The organism is Polaribacter sp. Hel1_85 (assembly GCF_000766795.1).
Taxonomy (GTDB): domain Bacteria; phylum Bacteroidota; class Bacteroidia; order Flavobacteriales; family Flavobacteriaceae; genus Polaribacter.
On the sequence record NZ_JPDS01000002.1, the window covers coordinates 689537 to 705469 of the forward strand.

General features: G+C 29.2%; 16 protein-coding genes and 1 tRNA gene. 12 read left to right on the forward strand and 5 right to left on the reverse strand.

Annotation, left to right across the window (positions count from 1 at the left end; all coding sequences use genetic code 11):
- The first annotated feature begins 93 nt into the window (after window positions 1–93).
- The 9 genes from lysM (at window position 94) to PHEL85_RS10215 (ending at window position 7311) form a co-directional block, all read left to right on the forward strand.
- Window positions 94–564: a peptidoglycan-binding protein LysM gene (lysM, locus tag PHEL85_RS10175; RefSeq protein ID WP_036824694.1), complete on the forward strand. Its 471-nt coding sequence runs from the start codon at window positions 94–96 to the stop codon at window positions 562–564.
- A gap of 117 nt (window positions 565–681) precedes the next feature.
- Window positions 682–1578, forward strand: a complete 897-nt coding sequence (locus tag PHEL85_RS10180) for a DMT family transporter (RefSeq protein WP_036824697.1) — start codon at window positions 682–684, stop codon at window positions 1576–1578.
- A gap of 48 nt (window positions 1579–1626) precedes the next feature.
- Complete coding sequence (locus tag PHEL85_RS10185) at window positions 1627–2481, forward strand: YicC family protein (protein WP_036826172.1); 855 nt, start codon at window positions 1627–1629, stop codon at window positions 2479–2481.
- 73 nt (window positions 2482–2554) lie between these two features.
- Entirely contained in the window at window positions 2555–3163 is a 609-nt protein-coding gene (gmk, locus tag PHEL85_RS10190) for a guanylate kinase (RefSeq protein ID WP_235318261.1), read from the forward strand.
- Between the two features lie 2 nt (window positions 3164–3165).
- Window positions 3166–3747: a nicotinate (nicotinamide) nucleotide adenylyltransferase gene (gene nadD, locus PHEL85_RS10195; protein WP_036824699.1), complete on the forward strand. Its 582-nt coding sequence runs from the start codon at window positions 3166–3168 to the stop codon at window positions 3745–3747.
- Between the two features lie 107 nt (window positions 3748–3854).
- Window positions 3855–4661 carry a M23 family metallopeptidase gene (locus PHEL85_RS10200; protein ID WP_052108534.1) on the forward strand — a complete coding sequence of 269 codons (807 nt, stop codon included), beginning with the start codon at window positions 3855–3857 and terminating at the stop codon, window positions 4659–4661.
- On the forward strand, window positions 4661–6160 hold the full coding sequence (locus PHEL85_RS10205) for a GH3 auxin-responsive promoter family protein (protein WP_036824702.1): 1500 nt from the start codon (window positions 4661–4663) through the stop codon (window positions 6158–6160). Before PHEL85_RS10200 ends, PHEL85_RS10205 begins: the two co-directional genes overlap by 1 nt.
- 98 nt (window positions 6161–6258) lie before the next feature.
- Window positions 6259–6708: a 6-pyruvoyl trahydropterin synthase family protein gene (locus tag PHEL85_RS10210; RefSeq protein WP_036824703.1), complete on the forward strand. Its 450-nt coding sequence runs from the start codon at window positions 6259–6261 to the stop codon at window positions 6706–6708.
- Window positions 6709–6783: 75 nt separating this feature from the next.
- Window positions 6784–7311, forward strand: coding sequence for a hypothetical protein (locus PHEL85_RS10215; RefSeq protein WP_036824705.1), 528 nt, complete (start codon window positions 6784–6786; stop codon window positions 7309–7311).
- A gap of 80 nt (window positions 7312–7391) precedes the next feature.
- On the opposite strand, the gene pth is transcribed toward PHEL85_RS10215, so the two are convergent.
- The 3 genes from pth to PHEL85_RS10230 all read right to left on the reverse strand — a co-directional run bounded on the left by pth (window position 7392) and on the right by PHEL85_RS10230 (window position 9684).
- Window positions 7392–8021: an aminoacyl-tRNA hydrolase gene (gene pth, locus PHEL85_RS10220; RefSeq protein ID WP_052108535.1), complete on the reverse strand. Its 630-nt coding sequence runs from the start codon at window positions 8019–8021 to the stop codon at window positions 7392–7394.
- Window positions 8022–8115: 94 nt separating this feature from the next.
- Window positions 8116–8724: a 50S ribosomal protein L25/general stress protein Ctc gene (locus PHEL85_RS10225; protein ID WP_036824708.1), complete on the reverse strand. Its 609-nt coding sequence runs from the start codon at window positions 8722–8724 to the stop codon at window positions 8116–8118.
- An 18-nt stretch (window positions 8725–8742) separates the two neighbouring features.
- Window positions 8743–9684: a ribose-phosphate pyrophosphokinase gene (locus tag PHEL85_RS10230; RefSeq protein WP_036824710.1), complete on the reverse strand. Its 942-nt coding sequence runs from the start codon at window positions 9682–9684 to the stop codon at window positions 8743–8745.
- 125 nt (window positions 9685–9809) lie between these two features.
- On the opposite strand from PHEL85_RS10230, the gene PHEL85_RS10235 reads away from it, so the two are divergent.
- Window positions 9810–9891 (forward strand) — tRNA-Leu (locus PHEL85_RS10235).
- A 91-nt stretch (window positions 9892–9982) separates the two neighbouring features.
- On the opposite strand, the gene PHEL85_RS10240 is transcribed toward PHEL85_RS10235, so the two are convergent.
- The gene (locus PHEL85_RS10240; RefSeq protein ID WP_036824712.1) at window positions 9983–10207 is read right to left on the reverse strand and encodes a helix-turn-helix domain-containing protein; all 225 of its coding nucleotides are present in this window, start codon (window positions 10205–10207) and stop codon (window positions 9983–9985) included.
- A 179-nt stretch (window positions 10208–10386) separates the two neighbouring features.
- Here PHEL85_RS10240 and PHEL85_RS10245 point away from each other — a divergent pair, with 179 nt between their 5' ends.
- Both PHEL85_RS10245 and PHEL85_RS10250 read left to right on the forward strand, forming a co-directional pair.
- Complete coding sequence (locus tag PHEL85_RS10245) at window positions 10387–11532, forward strand: SH3 domain-containing protein (protein WP_156109179.1); 1146 nt, start codon at window positions 10387–10389, stop codon at window positions 11530–11532.
- 1 nt (window position 11533) lies between these two features.
- The gene (locus tag PHEL85_RS10250; protein ID WP_036826181.1) at window positions 11534–12316 is read left to right on the forward strand and encodes a M15 family metallopeptidase; all 783 of its coding nucleotides are present in this window, start codon (window positions 11534–11536) and stop codon (window positions 12314–12316) included.
- A 257-nt stretch (window positions 12317–12573) separates the two neighbouring features.
- Here the strand turns inward: PHEL85_RS10250 and PHEL85_RS10255 are convergent, their stop codons facing one another.
- The gene (locus tag PHEL85_RS10255; RefSeq protein WP_036824717.1) at window positions 12574–15690 is read right to left on the reverse strand and encodes a DEAD/DEAH box helicase family protein; all 3117 of its coding nucleotides are present in this window, start codon (window positions 15688–15690) and stop codon (window positions 12574–12576) included.
- Window positions 15691–15933 lie beyond the last annotated feature (243 nt).

Sequence of the window (15933 nt, forward strand, 5' to 3'; positions counted from 1 at the left end):
GAATAAATTATATCAACAAATGTAAAGCAATTGCTTAAAATTTGTATATTGCATAAGTACAAAAAATCAAAATATTAACAAAAATTAAAAAAAATGGGAATTTTTTCATTCATTAAAAATGCTGGAGCATCAGTTTTCGGCATTGGGAAAACAACAGAAGAAGAAAATGCAGAGAAATCTGGACAATTAAGAAATGCAATTACTGCTTTAGAACTTGAAGTTGCTGACTTATCTATTGAAGTAGATGATGATGCTGTAAAAGTTTGGGGAGAAGCTGCAGATTTAGCAACAAAAGAAAAAGTTGTTTTAGTTGTTGGTAACACAAATGGTGTTGCATCTGTAGAAGACAATTTAACTGTAGCAGAAGTAGAAGTAATTGAAGAAGCTGCAATGGCTCAATTTCATACAGTAGAAAGAGGAGATACTTTAGGTAAAATTGCAAAAAACTATTATGGTAACGCAATGAAGTATCCTGTAATTTTCGAAGCAAACAAGCCTATGTTATCGCATCCAGATAAAATTTATCCTGGTCAGGTTTTAAGAATACCACCTTTAGTGGACTAATCAAAAGTTAATCAACCAAAGTAAAAAGAGTTTCAATTTATTGAAGCTCTTTTTTTGTGCCATAAATTTAAAATTTATCATCAACTTTGCATTTCATTTTTTAGCATTATTTTTCTGATGAATCAAAGAACATTAGCCTTAATAGCAGTTTCTATTGCAACTTTAATTTATGGATTAAACTACACGATAGCAAAAGATGTAATGCCAATTTTTGTTAAACCATATGCTTTTATTTTATTAAGAGTTGCTGGGGCAACAATCGTTTTTTGGATTTTAGGTTTTTTTATGAAATCGCAAAAAATTGAAAAAGAAGATTACAAAAAAATAATCTTAGCTTCATTTTTTGGAATTGCATTAAACATGCTTTCTTTTTTTAAAGGATTAAGCTTAACAACTCCTATTAGCGCCTCTGTTGTTATGGTAATTTCACCAATTATGGTGTTAATTTTTTCAAGTTTATTACTAAAAGAAAAAATAATTAAAAGAAAAATTCTAGGTATATTTATTGGATTACTTGGCGCAGTAATTCTTATTGTTTACGGAAATAGTTCAGAACAAGATTCAGGAAATAGAGCTTTAGGAAATTTTTTAGTCTTTGTTAATGCAACTTCTTATGGATTGTATTTAGTTATAGTTAAAAATTTAATTTCAAAATACAACCCTTTTGTTTTCATTAAATGGTTCTATTTATTTGGTTTATTATTTGTATTACCATTTAGCATATTTGAGTTTAATCAAATTTCTTGGTCTACAATGCCTAATTCAATTTATCTAAAAATAGGTTTTGTAGTAGTATTTACAACCTGTATCACTTATCTTTTTAATCTTTATGGCTTAACAAAACTAAAACCAACCTCGGTAGGTGTTTTTATTTATTTACAACCTGTAATTGCTACAATTTATGCTTTAATTGTAGGGAGTGATTCTTTAAACTTAGTTAAAATTTTGGCTACTATTATTATCTTTTTAGGTGTGTATTTAGTTACAAAACAAGTAAAAGTTTCTGTTAAATAAAAACTATATTTGCCTTTCATCTAAAATGTTGATTTTATGATTCAATCTATGACTGGTTATGGGAAGTCTGTATTACAATTACCTACAAAAAAAGTAACCATAGAAATTAAATCTTTAAACAGTAAAAACCTCGATTTAAACGTTCGTATTCCTTCTTATTACAAAGGAAAAGAATTAGCTGTTCGTAAAAAGTTAGCGAGTGCTTTAGTTCGTGGTAAAGTAGATTTTTCAATTTTTGTTGAAATGACTGCTGATGAAACTTCTACAACTATTAATCATGGAGTTGTAAAAGAATATATGCAACAACTTAGAAATGTAGTTCAAACAGGAAGTTCTGATGATGTTGAATTGCTAAAAATGGCTGTAAGAATGCCTGATGCATTAAAAACGGAACGTGAAGAATTAGATGAAAACGAGTGGAATCTTATCAACGAAAACGTAGATGAAGCTATAAAAGAAATTGTACAATATAGAATTGATGAAGCCGCTTCTTTAGAAATTGATTTTAAAGAAAGAATTGCAAATATTAAAAGATATCTTGAGGAAGTAAAAGCTTTAGATGGAGATAGAGTAGAAAACGTAAAAATCCGTTTAAAAAAGGCTATTGATGATTTAAAAGTTGATACTGATGAAAATCGTTTTGAACAAGAATTGATTTATTATCTAGAAAAATTAGATATTAATGAAGAAAAAGTTCGTTTGGCTAATCATTTAGATTATTTCTTAGAAACACTTGCCACACCAGATTCTAATGGTAAAAAATTAGGATTTGTAATTCAAGAAATGGGAAGAGAAATAAACACCACAGGTTCTAAAGCCAATTTTGCACCGATGCAAAAAGCTGTTATTCAAATGAAAAACGAATTAGAACAAATTAAAGAACAAATTTTAAACGTACTTTAAATAAAACTTAAAGCAAGCTGAACTTGTTTTAGCTTCTCAATATTAATATAAAAAATTCTGAAATAAATTCAGAATGACAAAAATTAGAAAATTTATGTCAGATTTTAAAGGAAAATTATTTGTCTTTTCTGCGCCTTCTGGTTCAGGTAAAACTACAATTGTTCGTCATTTATTAAAGCAAGAAAGGTTTAATCTAGAGTTTTCTATCTCTGCAACTTCTAGAGAACCAAGAGGTTTTGAAAAAGATGGAGAAGATTATTATTTTATCAATTTAAGAGAATTTAAAGATAAAATTAAGAGTGATGCTTTTTTAGAGTGGGAAGAAGTTTATAGAGATAACTTTTACGGAACTTTAAAAAGTGAGGTTGAGCGAATTTGGGCTTTAAAAAAACATGTTATTTTTGATATTGATGTTGTTGGAGGATTAAGAATTAAAAAGAAATACCCAGAACAAACATTAGCTGTTTTTGTAAAACCACCAAGTGTAGATGAACTAAAAATTCGTTTAAAAAAACGATCTACAGAAAGTGAAGACAAAATAAACATGCGTATTGCAAAAGCTTCTGTAGAATTAGCAACAGCACCACAGTTTGATAAAATTATTAAAAATTACGAATTAGAAGTTGCGCTAAAAGAAGCAGAAAATTTAGTTAGTAATTTTTTAGAATTAGATAAAGCATAAAAATGAAAGTAGGATTATATTTTGGAACTTTCAATCCTATTCATATTGGGCATTTAATTATTGCCAATCATATGGTTGAATATTCTGATTTAGATGAAATATGGATGGTTGTTACGCCTCATAATCCATTTAAAAAGAAAAGTTCTTTGCTAGATAATTATCATCGTTTTGAAATGGTTTATAGAGCAACAGAAAATTATCCGAAGATAAAACCATCAGATATTGAATTTAAATTACCGCAACCAAATTATACTGTTTACACATTAGCACATATTTCTGAAGTGTATCCAGACAAAGAATTTTGTTTAATTATGGGTGAAGACAATCTAAAAAGTTTACATAAATGGAAGAATTATGAAACTATTTTAGAACATCATCACATTTATGTATACCCTAGAATTGCTGAAGGTACTATTGATCATCAATTTAAAAATCATTCTAAAATTCATAAAGTAGATGCGCCAATTGTGCAAATTTCTTCTACCATGATTAGAAACGGAATTAAATACAAAAAAAACATACAACCGCTCTTATCTAAAGAAGTTTGGGAATATGTAGATGAAATGAATTTTTACAGAAAATAATTTCACTTAAAAATCGTTGTATATTTGTTAAACATCAAATAAACTTTAGTGGCTAAAAAGGATAAAAAAAAGGGAAACTTAAACAAAAACTAACCGATAAATACAGGTTGGTTGTTTTAAATGAAAACACTTTTGAAGAGCGTTTTTCATTAAAACTATCAAGATTAAATGTATTTGTTTTTGGAGGGATTTTCTCTATTCTACTTGTTGCTGCTACCACTGTTTTAATTGCTTTTACACCAATTAAAGAATATATTCCTGGTTATTCTTCTTCAGCATTAAAAAGAAAAGCTGCAAAATTAACTTTCGAAGCAGATTCTTTAAAAATAAAATTAGCAGTTTTAGAAAACTACACAAAAGCCTTAAAACCTGTTTTAACTGGCGAAATTGAACCAGAAAGTATAGACTCTATTCAAACTGAAGCTAGACAACGTTTAATTGATGAAAGTAAATTAGATGCTACAAAAGAAGATTCTATTTTTAGAGAAAAAGTAGAAAGAGAAACTCGTTTTTCTTTACAAAACAACGCCCAAAGCACTGTTAAAATTGTCTTTTTTGCACCTTTAAACGGAACCATTTCTCAAAATTTTGACGCTACATCTAAGCACTTTGCAATAGACATTGCTGCAAAAACTGGCGACCCAATAAAAGCAACTGCAGATGGTACTGTAATTTTTTCTGGATGGACTACAGAAACAGGTTATGTAATCATTTTAAAGCATGCAAAAGAATATATTTCTGTATACAAACACAATGGAAATTTACTAAAAGAACAAGGAGATTTTGTAAAATCTGGTGAAGTAATTGCTACTGTAGGCTCTACAGGAGAGTTAACAACTGGCCCGCATTTACATTTTGAACTTTGGAGTGGTGGATATCCTGTAAACCCAGCTAATTTTATAGATTTTAAATAATGAGTATCAAATCTATTTTTGCAATTCCGTTTGCTAAAATTGCAACTAAAAAAGTAAAAAAATGGGCTAAAAACCCACATAAAACTCAAGACAGAGTTTTTAAAAAATTAATTTTTAAAGGGAAGAAAACTGCTTTTGGAAAAGATCATAATTTTTCAACTATTTCTACTTATGAAGATTTTAAAAAACAAGTAAAAGTTACAGATTACGAAGGTTTAAGACCTTATGTAGATAGAATTGTAGCAGGAGAATCTGATGTTCTTTGGACAGGAAAACCACTTTATTTTGCAAAAACTTCGGGTACAACTTCGGGTGCAAAATACATACCCATCACCAAAGATTCTATGCCAACACATATTAAAGCAGCAAGAAATGCTTTATTGTTTTATATCGCAGAAAAAAACGATGCAAGTTTTGTAAATGGTAAAATGATTTTTTTACAAGGAAGTCCTGTTTTGAGTGATAAAAACGGAGTAAAATTGGGTCGTTTAAGTGGAATTGTAGCGCATTACGTGCCACAATATTTATTAAAAAACAGATTACCAAGTTGGGAAACCAACTGCATTGAAGATTGGGACACAAAAGTAAACGCCATTGTAGAAGAAACCATTAATGAAGATATGTCTGTAATTAGCGGAATTCCTTCTTGGGTACAAATGTATTTTGAAAAATTGATTGAAAAAACAGGAAAATCGGTTTCAGAATTGTTCCCTAATTTTAATTTCTTTATTTATGGAGGTGTAAATTTTGAACCTTATAAAAATAAGTTCGAAAGTTTAATTGGTAAAAAAATAGATTACATCGAATTATATCCTGCTTCAGAAGGTTTTATTGCCTATCAAGATTCTCAAACAGAAAAAGGAATGTTATTGCAATTAAATTCTGGTATTTTCTATGAATTTATTCCTGCAACTGAGTTCTTTGATGAAAATCCGACAAGAATTTCTTTAAAAGATGTGAAAATTGGTGTGAATTATGCCATCATTTTAAACACAACCGCAGGACTTTGGGGTTATAATATTGGAGATACTGTAGAATTTACATCAACAAAACCCTGTAGAATTAAAGTTACTGGAAGAATCAAACATTTTATATCCGCCTTTGGCGAACATGTTATAGGTAAAGAAGTAGAAAAAGCACTGAATGATTCAATTTTAGGAACAAACATAAATATAAGTGAGTTTACTGTGGCGCCACAAGTAAACCCTACAAGTGGCTTACCTTATCATGAATGGTTTATAGAATTTGAAAATGAACCAGAAAACTTAGAAGAATTTGCAACAAAAATAGATGCTTCTATGCAAGCTCAAAATATTTACTATTTAGATTTAATTGAAGGAAAAGTATTACGCCCATTAATCATTAAAAAAGTTAAAAAAGGTGGTTTTCATGAATATATGAAATCTATTGGTAAATTTGGAGGACAGAATAAGATTCCGCAATTATCTGATAACAGAAAAATTGCTGATGTTTTACATAATTTTTTAGTTGAAAAATAACAAAATACAAACAAAATGGGAGGAGATTTTTTATTTATAGGATTGGCAATAGCTTTAGTTATTGTATATTTTTATAACAAATTTAGAAACAGACGTTAATGAGTACAATTAGAATTACAAAACAATTCAATTTTGAAACAGGTCATGCTTTATATGGTTATGATGGAAAATGTAAAAACGTTCACGGACATTCGTACAAGCTTTCTGTAACTGTTTCTGGAAAACCAATTAATGACAGTACCAATGTAAAATTTGGTATGGTGATTGATTTTGGTGATTTAAAAAAAATAGTAAACGAAGAAATTGTAGATATTTTTGATCATGCAACTGTATTTAACAAAAATACACCTCATGTTGAATTAGCAAAAGAATTAATAGACAGAGGTCATCATGTTTTATTGGTAGATTATCAACCAACAAGTGAAATGATGGTGATAGATTTTGCTGAAAAAATTAAAAAAAGACTACCAAAAAAAATTAAATTACATTCTATAAAATTACAAGAAACAGACTCTAGTTTTGCAGAATGGTTTGCAAGTGAAAATTAATTTCTCTTTTAAAAATTGAAATACAGAATAATATCATCTATAATTATAAGTTATATTTGACAAAAAATAATCATTATGAAATTCTTTAAATTTATTTTAATCCTATTTATTACAGTTTCAATTACAAGTTGTAGTAGTGATTCTGAAGAACCAACAATTACATTATCAAACGCTAATATTGCTGGCACTTATAATATTAGTAAATTAACCATAAACTCTACAATTAGTACAACTACAAATGGTGTTACATTTGATGTAGGAACTATTGATGTTGTTGGAGATACTTTTCAAGTTGATTTGGTAATGAACTCTAACGGAACATTTACTTCTTCTGGAGCTTATAGAGTAATCACTAAAACTAAATTAATAAGTGGAGATCAATTTGAAGATATAGAAATAATTAATCTTAATGGGTCTGGAAACTATACTATTAACGCAACAGACAGTAGTATTACTTTCTCAGGAACTGAAGATTTATTAGAAGGAAAACTTAATGTTGCTACTTTTAATGAAACAACTATAGTTTTAGAAAAAGAAGAAGAAGTAATTGAAGGCAATAATACAATTGATGCTTCTGGAAACTTTACTCTTGCAAGACAATAATTGAATTAAAAAATATTATTACAAAAAAAGCTGTCTTTAAAAAGACAGCTTTTTTTTATATTTTAAAGTAGATAATACTTTTATTTACCATTAAAAGTATTCATTGTATTTGCTAATCCAGCAGTTCCAAAACTGGTAATAACTTTTGCTGATGTTGGTAAACGTTCAATTAATTGGCTTGTTTCTTCTTTATTCCATTCTCCAAGTACAAAATCTACTTGTCTTCCTCTAGAATAATTTCCTCCAACACCAAATCTAAAACGTGCGTATTTTTGGGTATTTAGTTTTTCTTGAATATCTTTTAATCCATTATGCCCACCGGCAGAACCTTTTGCTTTTAAACGAATTGTACCAAAATCAATATTTACATCATCTGTAACTATTAAAATATTTTCTACGGATATTTTCTCTTTATCCATCCAATATTTAACTGATTTTCCACTTAAATTCATAAATGTACTTGGCTTTAACAATACAAAAGTTCTTCCTTTAAAACGAAAATTAGCAACATCACCAAGCTTTTCAGTTTCAAAAGTCACCTTATTTTCTTCTGCAACTTCATCAAGAATTTTAAAACCAATATTATGGCGCGTATTTGTATACTTATCACCAATATTTCCTAAACCAACAATTAAAAATTTCTTCATCAATTCTTCTTTAGATTCAACTTTTGTACCAAATATTTTAGAGAAAAAGCTTCTTAAATTCATTTGGTAAAAATACTATAAGTTCCTGAAATAAATTCAAGACAAGAAAAAAGCGTTACAGTTAAGTAACGCTTTTTGTAAATTATGTTTGCAAAATTTATTCTGCTGCTGCTTCTGGAGTTGCTTCTTCTGTACCTTCCTCTTCTTCAACATCTTCAGTTGCGTTACGAGAAGTTCTTACTTGAACAACTACAGTATTGTCTGGGTGCATAAATGTATAATCATCATTAAATAATGATGTTACAACTAATTTACTACCTATTTTTAATTCAGAAATATCTGCTGTTACAAAATCTGGCAAATTAGCTGGTAATGCTTTTACTCTTAATTTACGATTTGTAAAACGTAAAGAACCACCATTTAATACTCCAGGAGATGTACCTACTAATCTCACAGGAATTTTCATTGTAATTTCTTTATCATCAAATAACTGATAAAAATCTACGTGAATAATTCTGTCTGTTACAGGGTGAAACTGAATGTCTTGTAAAATTGCTGGTATTTTTTGTCCATCAACATCAATACTTGCTGTATAAACGTTTGGAGTGTATACCAAGTTTTTAAACGCTTTTTCTTCTGCTGAAAAGTGTATTGGGTTTTCTCCTCCGTATATAACGCAAGGAACCATACCAGCATTACGTAAGGCTTTAGTTGCTACTTTACCCACGCTTTCTCTTTTTGATCCTTTAATTGTAATTGATTTCATTACTTTTTTATTAATTATTTACATTAAAAATTTTCCACTAATTGAGGTATTATCTTGTACTTTATGCATAACATCCGCAAATAATGGCGCGCAAGATACTACTTTTATTTTAGATGTAGTCTTTTTTAAAGGAATTGTGTCTGAAACAATTAACTCTGTTAAACCAGAATTTTCTATTTTTTCATAAGCACCTCCAGAAAGTATTGGATGTGTACAAATTGCACGTACACTTAATGCTCCTCTTTCCATCATTAAATCTGCTGCATGTGCTAGGGTTCCTCCAGTATCAATCATATCATCAACTAAAATTACATTCTTACCTTGAACATCTCCAATCAATTCCATATGGCCAATTTGATTCGCTTTTATACGTTGTTTATAACAAATTACAACATCAGAATGTAAGTGTTTAGAATATGCATAAGCTCTTTTAGAACCTCCCATATCTGGAGAGGCAATAGTTAAGTTGTCTAACTTTAAACTATTAATATATGGCATAAAAATAGTAGAAGCGAACAGATGATCTACTGGTTTTTCGAAAAAACCTTGAATTTGATCTGCATGTAAGTCCATCGTCATAATTCTTGTTGCCCCTGCAGACTCTAAAAGTTTTGCAACTAATTTTGCTCCAATAGCAACTCTTGGTTGGTCTTTTCTATCTTGTCTTGCCCAACCAAAATATGGCATTACAGCTGTAATATGTCTTGCAGATGCTCTTTTTGCTGCATCACACATTAATAACATTTCCATTAAGTTATCTGCATTAGGAAATGTAGAGCCAATAATAAAAACTCTTCTACCTCTTACAGATTCTTCAAAGGCAGGCTGAAATTCTCCGTCACTAAAATACGTTGTTTTAACTTTTCCTAAAGTAGTGTTGTATTCTTTTGCAATTTTTTCTGCCAAAACTGTGCTTTGTCTGCAAGCAAAAAGTTTTGGTGCTAATTGATTTGTAGGCATTTAGATGTATTTTTTGTTGTGTTGTTGTTAGATAGCAAAAGTAGAAATTATTTATTGACTTTGAGATTTATTTATAGACTTTAAAATAAAATAATTTAATACATTTGCAATCCTATTTATTACTTGCTCAAGTGGCGGAATTGGTAGACGCGCTGGATTCAAAATCCAGTTCTTTCGAGAGTGAGGGTTCGATTCCCTCCTTGAGTACTCAAGGAAAACCTCAACTTTTTACAGTTGAGGTTTTTTATTAGGTACAACATAGGTACAACAAATTGAGGTTTGCTCCTTTTTTATCAAACTAATCAAATTTGAAAAAATCATGAACCTCCACTCCCACTGCATCAGCAATTTTCTTTAAAGTTAAAGTTGTAGGATTTTGTCTTCCATTTTCTATAGCCGACAAATTGGACTTTTCCATAGAAATAATAGCGCAAATATCTAATTGACTAAATTTATTAGTTCTTCGAATTTTAGATATATTTTTTCCTAACTTTTTTAAGTATTCCTTATCATCATAATTCATATAAAGTAAATTACTTGAATAAAGAGTTTGATAAGGTTATGATATATCATAACTATTTTATTATTTTTGTACTTTGAGGTCAAAAAAAATGAAAAAGAAAAAATTTAAAACAATCTTATTATAAATACTATGAAAACAGAAAACATACAAAAAAAAAGTATCAATCCATTTCAAATGGCTTGGGCATCACAGGACTAGTTCTAGGAATACTTACCTTGTTAATTTCATTTATTCCTTTATTTGGTTTGTTTGCGATTTTCTTTGGAATCATCGCTGTTTCTATTTCACTAATAGGGCTTGTAATTGCTTTAAAACACAATCATGAAAAAGGATTAATTATCGGAGCTCTGATTTGTTCATTGTTAGGAGGTGGAATTGCCTACTCACAATATGCTGCTTTGAATGCGATTACCAAAGAAGTTGTAGAAGAAGTAAATAAGAATAAAACAGAGAATAAAGTAAAGAAGGTGACTAATGTCAGGGATCAAGAGGTTGCATTTGTCTTAGATCATTTTAATAAATCTTCACAAACTCTTACAGATGAAAATGGATTACCTCTTAATTATGAATACAGGATAGAAATTCTTGAAACTAAACCTTTAGGTAAAACGAAAGTAATATCAAGTAGTTCTAATTCAGATAAAGGAAAGGATGGATACATGAATTCAATGTATGCTGAATTATCAGTAAGTAAGATTAAGCTCAAATTATTATTTAATGGAAAACAAATAAAAGATGTAGATTTCATTTCGCAGACTTACGAGAGAAGTCAAACTAACCCCTTTTTAGATTATTATAACAGCAGTAAGTACTTTAAAAAGACGTTAAGCTATACACCAGGATTAGATGATAAAAGTGTTTTAAATAAAGCCATAAAAACTTTTACTAAACCTAATTACTATAGAGATTTTATAGGAAGAAAAAAAGATAAAGATGCAAAGTTTGAGAATGAATATATTAATGCTACTTCTGACCTTATTAAATCCTCAAATATTTTAAACATCAAAACGATTGAAGACTTTCAAAAAGTAAAAGTCACTGTAAAGGAAGAAAAAATTAAAGATGAAGCTATTGAAGAAACAACGAATTCTAAAAAATTATTAATTACGGTCGATAATTTAAGAGTAAGAACAAGCCCTGATTTGGATGCAGAAAAAATAGAAAACTTACCTTTGAATACAGTTGTTGAGTTTTTAAATAAAAAGTCAGACAATAAGACTGAAGTAACTATTAAAGGAGAAGAGATTAATGAATATTGGTATCAGATTAAAACACCCTCAGGAAATATTGGTTGGATACATGGTTGTTGCTTTGAAGAAAAGTAAGATGAGGTACTTTCTATATGTATTGATAAGCTTTACGATTATATCTTGTAAAAAAGATCAAAAGACGAAAGAGTCAAGCAAAAAGGTAAACCCAATAATTTCTATAGACACCATTAAGAAAGCTAAAGAAATTGTTGAGGTTAAAGCTATTGATAAGAATTTTGTGTTAGGAAAATTCAACTACCAAAAAGATACTTCTTTTGTTAAAGTTGATGCTATACATGCCTCAAAAACAATTTACTTACAAAAAGAGGTTTATATAGCGTTTATCAAAATGCACGAAGCAGCTAAAGCTGAAAACATCAATTTAAAGATCATTTCTGGTACTCGTAATTTTTATGAGCAGAAAAGGATCTGGGAGAGAAAGTGGAAGAGGTACAAAGATTTATCACCGATTAAAAGAGCACTAAAGATTTTAGAATATAGCTCAATGCCATCAACTTCACGACACCATTGGGGAACAGATATGGATTTAAACAACCTCAACAATTCGTATTTTCAAAGAGGGATGGGTGCCAAAGAATATCAATGGTTAAAAGAAAATGCTAAAAAGTATGGGTTTTATCAGGTTTATACTTCTAAAGAAAATGGAAGAACTGGCTATAATATGGAGATGTGGCATTGGTCTTATATCCCTTTGGCGAAGGAATATTTATCATATTATAATTTAAAGATTTCTTATGATGATATAACTGGTTTTGAAGGATCAGAATTAGCAGGAGAATTGAATATCATTAAAGATTTTGTGAATGGTATCTCAAATGGTGAAGATGGTATACACTAAAATTTATTATTTCTTTTAAATTCTAGATCTTAATAATTGAAAATGGCACAGATCTTTTTCTAATCCTAAACTCCTTATTTATATAACATAAAACCTGTAAATTATGGATCAAAAAAAGGATGCAAATGATTTAATTATTAAAATTATTAAGGATAGTTGCAATTTAATTATTCTTTGGATTAAGAAGAAAAACATTTAGCATCAAAAAGAGAAACCAACCCAATATGGGTTGGTTTGTTTACAAGTAAGTTAATTTCTTACTTCTTTTTTCTCTTTTTAGCATCAGCAAAATTTCTATAATCTAGAAGGTTTATATTATAAATTTTGATGCTATAATTGCTTACAGTTTTACTATCAGAGCTATTTGCAAAATAGTCATTCAGAAATGTACCAGGATTATATATTCCTTTGTTGTAAATCCTAGGAGGGATGCTACCATCCTTCATCACAAAACTATTGTTACTATACGCATAAGTGCATAAAAAACTACAAGTTTCTACTGAAGAAAAATCAGCATAAAGAAGTTTAACTTCATGATCAAAAATCAAATAAGCAGGTTTAGTTATTTTTGCAGCTTCAGGATTAGAAGAATTAATTGTAATTCTTCCTTTAGGAGTGTTAACACTTAATCTTATTGATTTTTTATACATTTCAGATGTTTTAAATAAGATGTTATAAACATCATATTGGTTTATTTCTTTTAAATTAGCTTTAAACCTTTTGTTTATAGTTGCTAATTGAAAATCTTCCTCACAAAATAAGGTTTGAGTTATAAATTCCATAGGTATTTTTTGATTTAATTTTTTATAGGTATTGTTATCAACTGCTTTACATGCAGCTAATAAAAAAGTATTTATAGTTTTTAGATCCTTCTTTAGTTTTAGAATTACCTCTGCTACTTTCGGAAGAGATTTCTTTTTAGGATCATTTAATAAACTATTGATACAGTCGTTTAATTTTTGAAATTTTTTTTGATCTATAGCTTCCTTTAAATTGTTATAGATTTCAATTAAGTGAGTATGCTTAAGACGTAATTTTGGATTGATGTGGGTTTTAAGTTTTACGTTCAATTTACTCCAAACACTCTCAAATTCTATCATACTCTCCTCATAGGTACAATTCTCTGGTTCTTTGTTATTATACTCATGATCATTTAGCGCCAACATCATTTTATCACTCCTTAGAATTCTTGGAATTTTAATACTTTCATAGGATTTGACATCTCCAGATTTAGAATATTTTAAAGGCTTGTAGATTGATAATCGATCTAATTGACTATCTAAATTTTCTAAATCTATTTTTTTCATCAGTACCTCATTTTTGGTATGTTCTTTAAGATTATCTTTGTCTGAATTATATGAGTTGTCTAATAAGTACGATGTCTTTTCCTTCAGCATTAAAGCCCAAATCTCTTTTATATCTATTTCAGGATTTGTATTTGTGTAAGAGATATAAGTAGGAAATACTTCTTTCTTGATTCCCAAATTTTTATCCGCCAAAAAGTCATAAAATTTCAGGTAGTTCAATCCATCTAAACGATTAAAGTTTTGAAAAGCCTTGTATGATTTGAGATAACTTGTAATTTTCTTAAGATAACTATTTGTGTTTATTGGTAGAAGCTTCACTTCAGGATTTATCAGGTACCTTAAAATTTCTATTGCCTTATCTGGTCCATACCAATAGGTAAATTGTAAGTGATGCGTAATTAAATTGTTAATTGCTCTTTCGTATGATACGTGAAAATCACCACCAAGAATGAATTTATTATTTTTAAATTCAGTTACTATAAAGTTTTCTGTCTTAGAGCTAAAAGGATTTTTAATTACACCTGATGCCTTCATAATAAATCTTTTATCTATATCTAAATGATTGTGCAAATACATCAATGCTTTTTCGTTATTCAAAAAACTTCTAATGACTTCATTCTCTAAGCTTATTTGGTCTTCTGTCATTTCAGGTAAAGGCTCTGATATATGAGAATTTTTAATTATAGATAAGAAACCTGCATCTTTAGCCATAAAATGATAGCCATCTAAAGAACACAACCAATCTTCGTATATGCATTTTTTCTTTTCTAAACGATTTACAATATCCTGTTTGTTTTCACTTTTTTTCCGATATTCAACAATATCATTGTATCTGACTTCATCTGGATTATTTCTAATTTCATCTAAATGACACATTTGTTCTTCAATTTCTTTGTCCTTTTTTATAACCGCTGTTAAACTTTTGTCTTGAGAAAGAAGGTGATTGTTGTATTTGTTAATGCCTAAAAGCACTCTTCCTGAGTAATTACAATCAAACTTTCTAGAGATATTATTTTGATCAGTTCTAAACATCTTAGGAAAGAAAACTGTGGTATGGCATTTTCGATTTCTGAATCTATTCATTGCTTGCACTGCATCACTTGCATTAATAGTAGTATGCCTTTTTCCTAAATCTATTACAACTCCGTATTTTTGAGTTGAAGATTTTTCTGCTAAAAAATCATCCTCAGTTATTCCATCTCTGTTGATGTTAATTCCATTTATAAAATAGGTGGTTGTTAAAATGACATCATAATCTCCGAATTTCCCCTCCAAAATATTATTTGTGCATTCTCCATTTGAACCAGAATAAAACAGTCCTACTTTAATATCTGAAGATAACTTGGATTGGATTTCTTTAGTGTAATTGTCCATTTTATCCTTAAAATTAAAAATATGAACAACTTTTCTTCCTTGTTTGTAATACTTGTGTATTTGACGTATCACAGCAGTTGATCTTTGTTCACCATTATTAGTATCAAGATGTGTTAAATGTATGGTAGGTTTGAATTTATATTTCTTATTTATAATTACACGTTGATAAAGGTGATTTAATTTATATTCCTGCATGAGATCCTGTACCACATGAGTCTCAACATTAGGAGTACCAGACATAAAGATGATTTTTGTTTTAGCTTTAGCTTTCCTTCTCACAAATTCAATAAGATAAAGAATAACCTCAGCAATAATATCTGCTCTATAACCTAGTCCATCAGATAATGAATGAGATTCATCAATTACTATGTACTTTTGAGTTGCAAGTTCTTCAAATGGTGTGTTTAGTATTTGATTATAGGTTGTGTACACAACAAGTTCCTCGTCTATAGGTAGGTCTTTGCCTTTAAGTGTTTTCTCATAATCAAAACGAATCGTTTCGTCGTCTGACTTTTTTAAATTTCCTATAACAGACCCTATGTCAGAATGTGAAAATAATTTAGGTCCTTTATGATTTGAATGCCAAGCGTCATATGCAGCCTGATTAATAATACTTGTATAAGGTGAGCAAAGTAAAATTCTTCCAGGCATTTTATATTGATGATTTCCTGTAATACTGTTTTTGCCAGTCATGTATGTTCAAAATGAGTCGTTAGTTCATTTCCGAAAGATTATTATTAAATAACTTTCTGCTTACAGTTTCCTGTAAGATCGGACTATATCTTTACCTTTTCTATAGGTAACCTCCGCTTCCACCAGACTTCTGGCGTACTCCCAAAATGGGATAGTCTCTGCACTTTTTAATCTTTTTATCGTGTACCGATATTAGAAGACGCTTGATTATATATAAAACAAGGGGTTGTCTAATAATGGTAC

What these genes read in the sequence shown, in the direction of transcription:
- PHEL85_RS10215 (WP_036824705.1), top strand. Translation starts at nt 6,784, where the DNA reads ATGAAATTCTTTAAATTTATTTTAATCCTATTTATTACAGTTTCAATT.
- gmk (WP_235318261.1), top strand. Translation starts at nt 2,555, where the DNA reads ATGACAAAAATTAGAAAATTTATGTCAGATTTTAAAGGAAAATTATTT.
- PHEL85_RS10255 (WP_036824717.1), bottom strand. Translation starts at nt 15,690, where the DNA reads ATGACTGGCAAAAACAGTATTACAGGAAATCATCAATATAAAATGCCT.
- PHEL85_RS10210 (WP_036824703.1), top strand. Translation starts at nt 6,259, where the DNA reads ATGAGTACAATTAGAATTACAAAACAATTCAATTTTGAAACAGGTCAT.
- PHEL85_RS10240 (WP_036824712.1), bottom strand. Translation starts at nt 10,207, where the DNA reads ATGAATTATGATGATAAGGAATACTTAAAAAAGTTAGGAAAAAATATA.
- PHEL85_RS10180 (WP_036824697.1), top strand. Translation starts at nt 682, where the DNA reads ATGAATCAAAGAACATTAGCCTTAATAGCAGTTTCTATTGCAACTTTA.
- nadD (WP_036824699.1), top strand. Translation starts at nt 3,166, where the DNA reads ATGAAAGTAGGATTATATTTTGGAACTTTCAATCCTATTCATATTGGG.
- PHEL85_RS10230 (WP_036824710.1), bottom strand. Translation starts at nt 9,684, where the DNA reads ATGCCTACAAATCAATTAGCACCAAAACTTTTTGCTTGCAGACAAAGC.
- PHEL85_RS10205 (WP_036824702.1), top strand. Translation starts at nt 4,661, where the DNA reads ATGAGTATCAAATCTATTTTTGCAATTCCGTTTGCTAAAATTGCAACT.
- PHEL85_RS10250 (WP_036826181.1), top strand. Translation starts at nt 11,534, where the DNA reads ATGAGGTACTTTCTATATGTATTGATAAGCTTTACGATTATATCTTGT.
- PHEL85_RS10225 (WP_036824708.1), bottom strand. Translation starts at nt 8,724, where the DNA reads ATGAAATCAATTACAATTAAAGGATCAAAAAGAGAAAGCGTGGGTAAA.
- PHEL85_RS10185 (WP_036826172.1), top strand. Translation starts at nt 1,627, where the DNA reads ATGACTGGTTATGGGAAGTCTGTATTACAATTACCTACAAAAAAAGTA.
- pth (WP_052108535.1), bottom strand. Translation starts at nt 8,021, where the DNA reads ATGAATTTAAGAAGCTTTTTCTCTAAAATATTTGGTACAAAAGTTGAA.
- lysM (WP_036824694.1), top strand. Translation starts at nt 94, where the DNA reads ATGGGAATTTTTTCATTCATTAAAAATGCTGGAGCATCAGTTTTCGGC.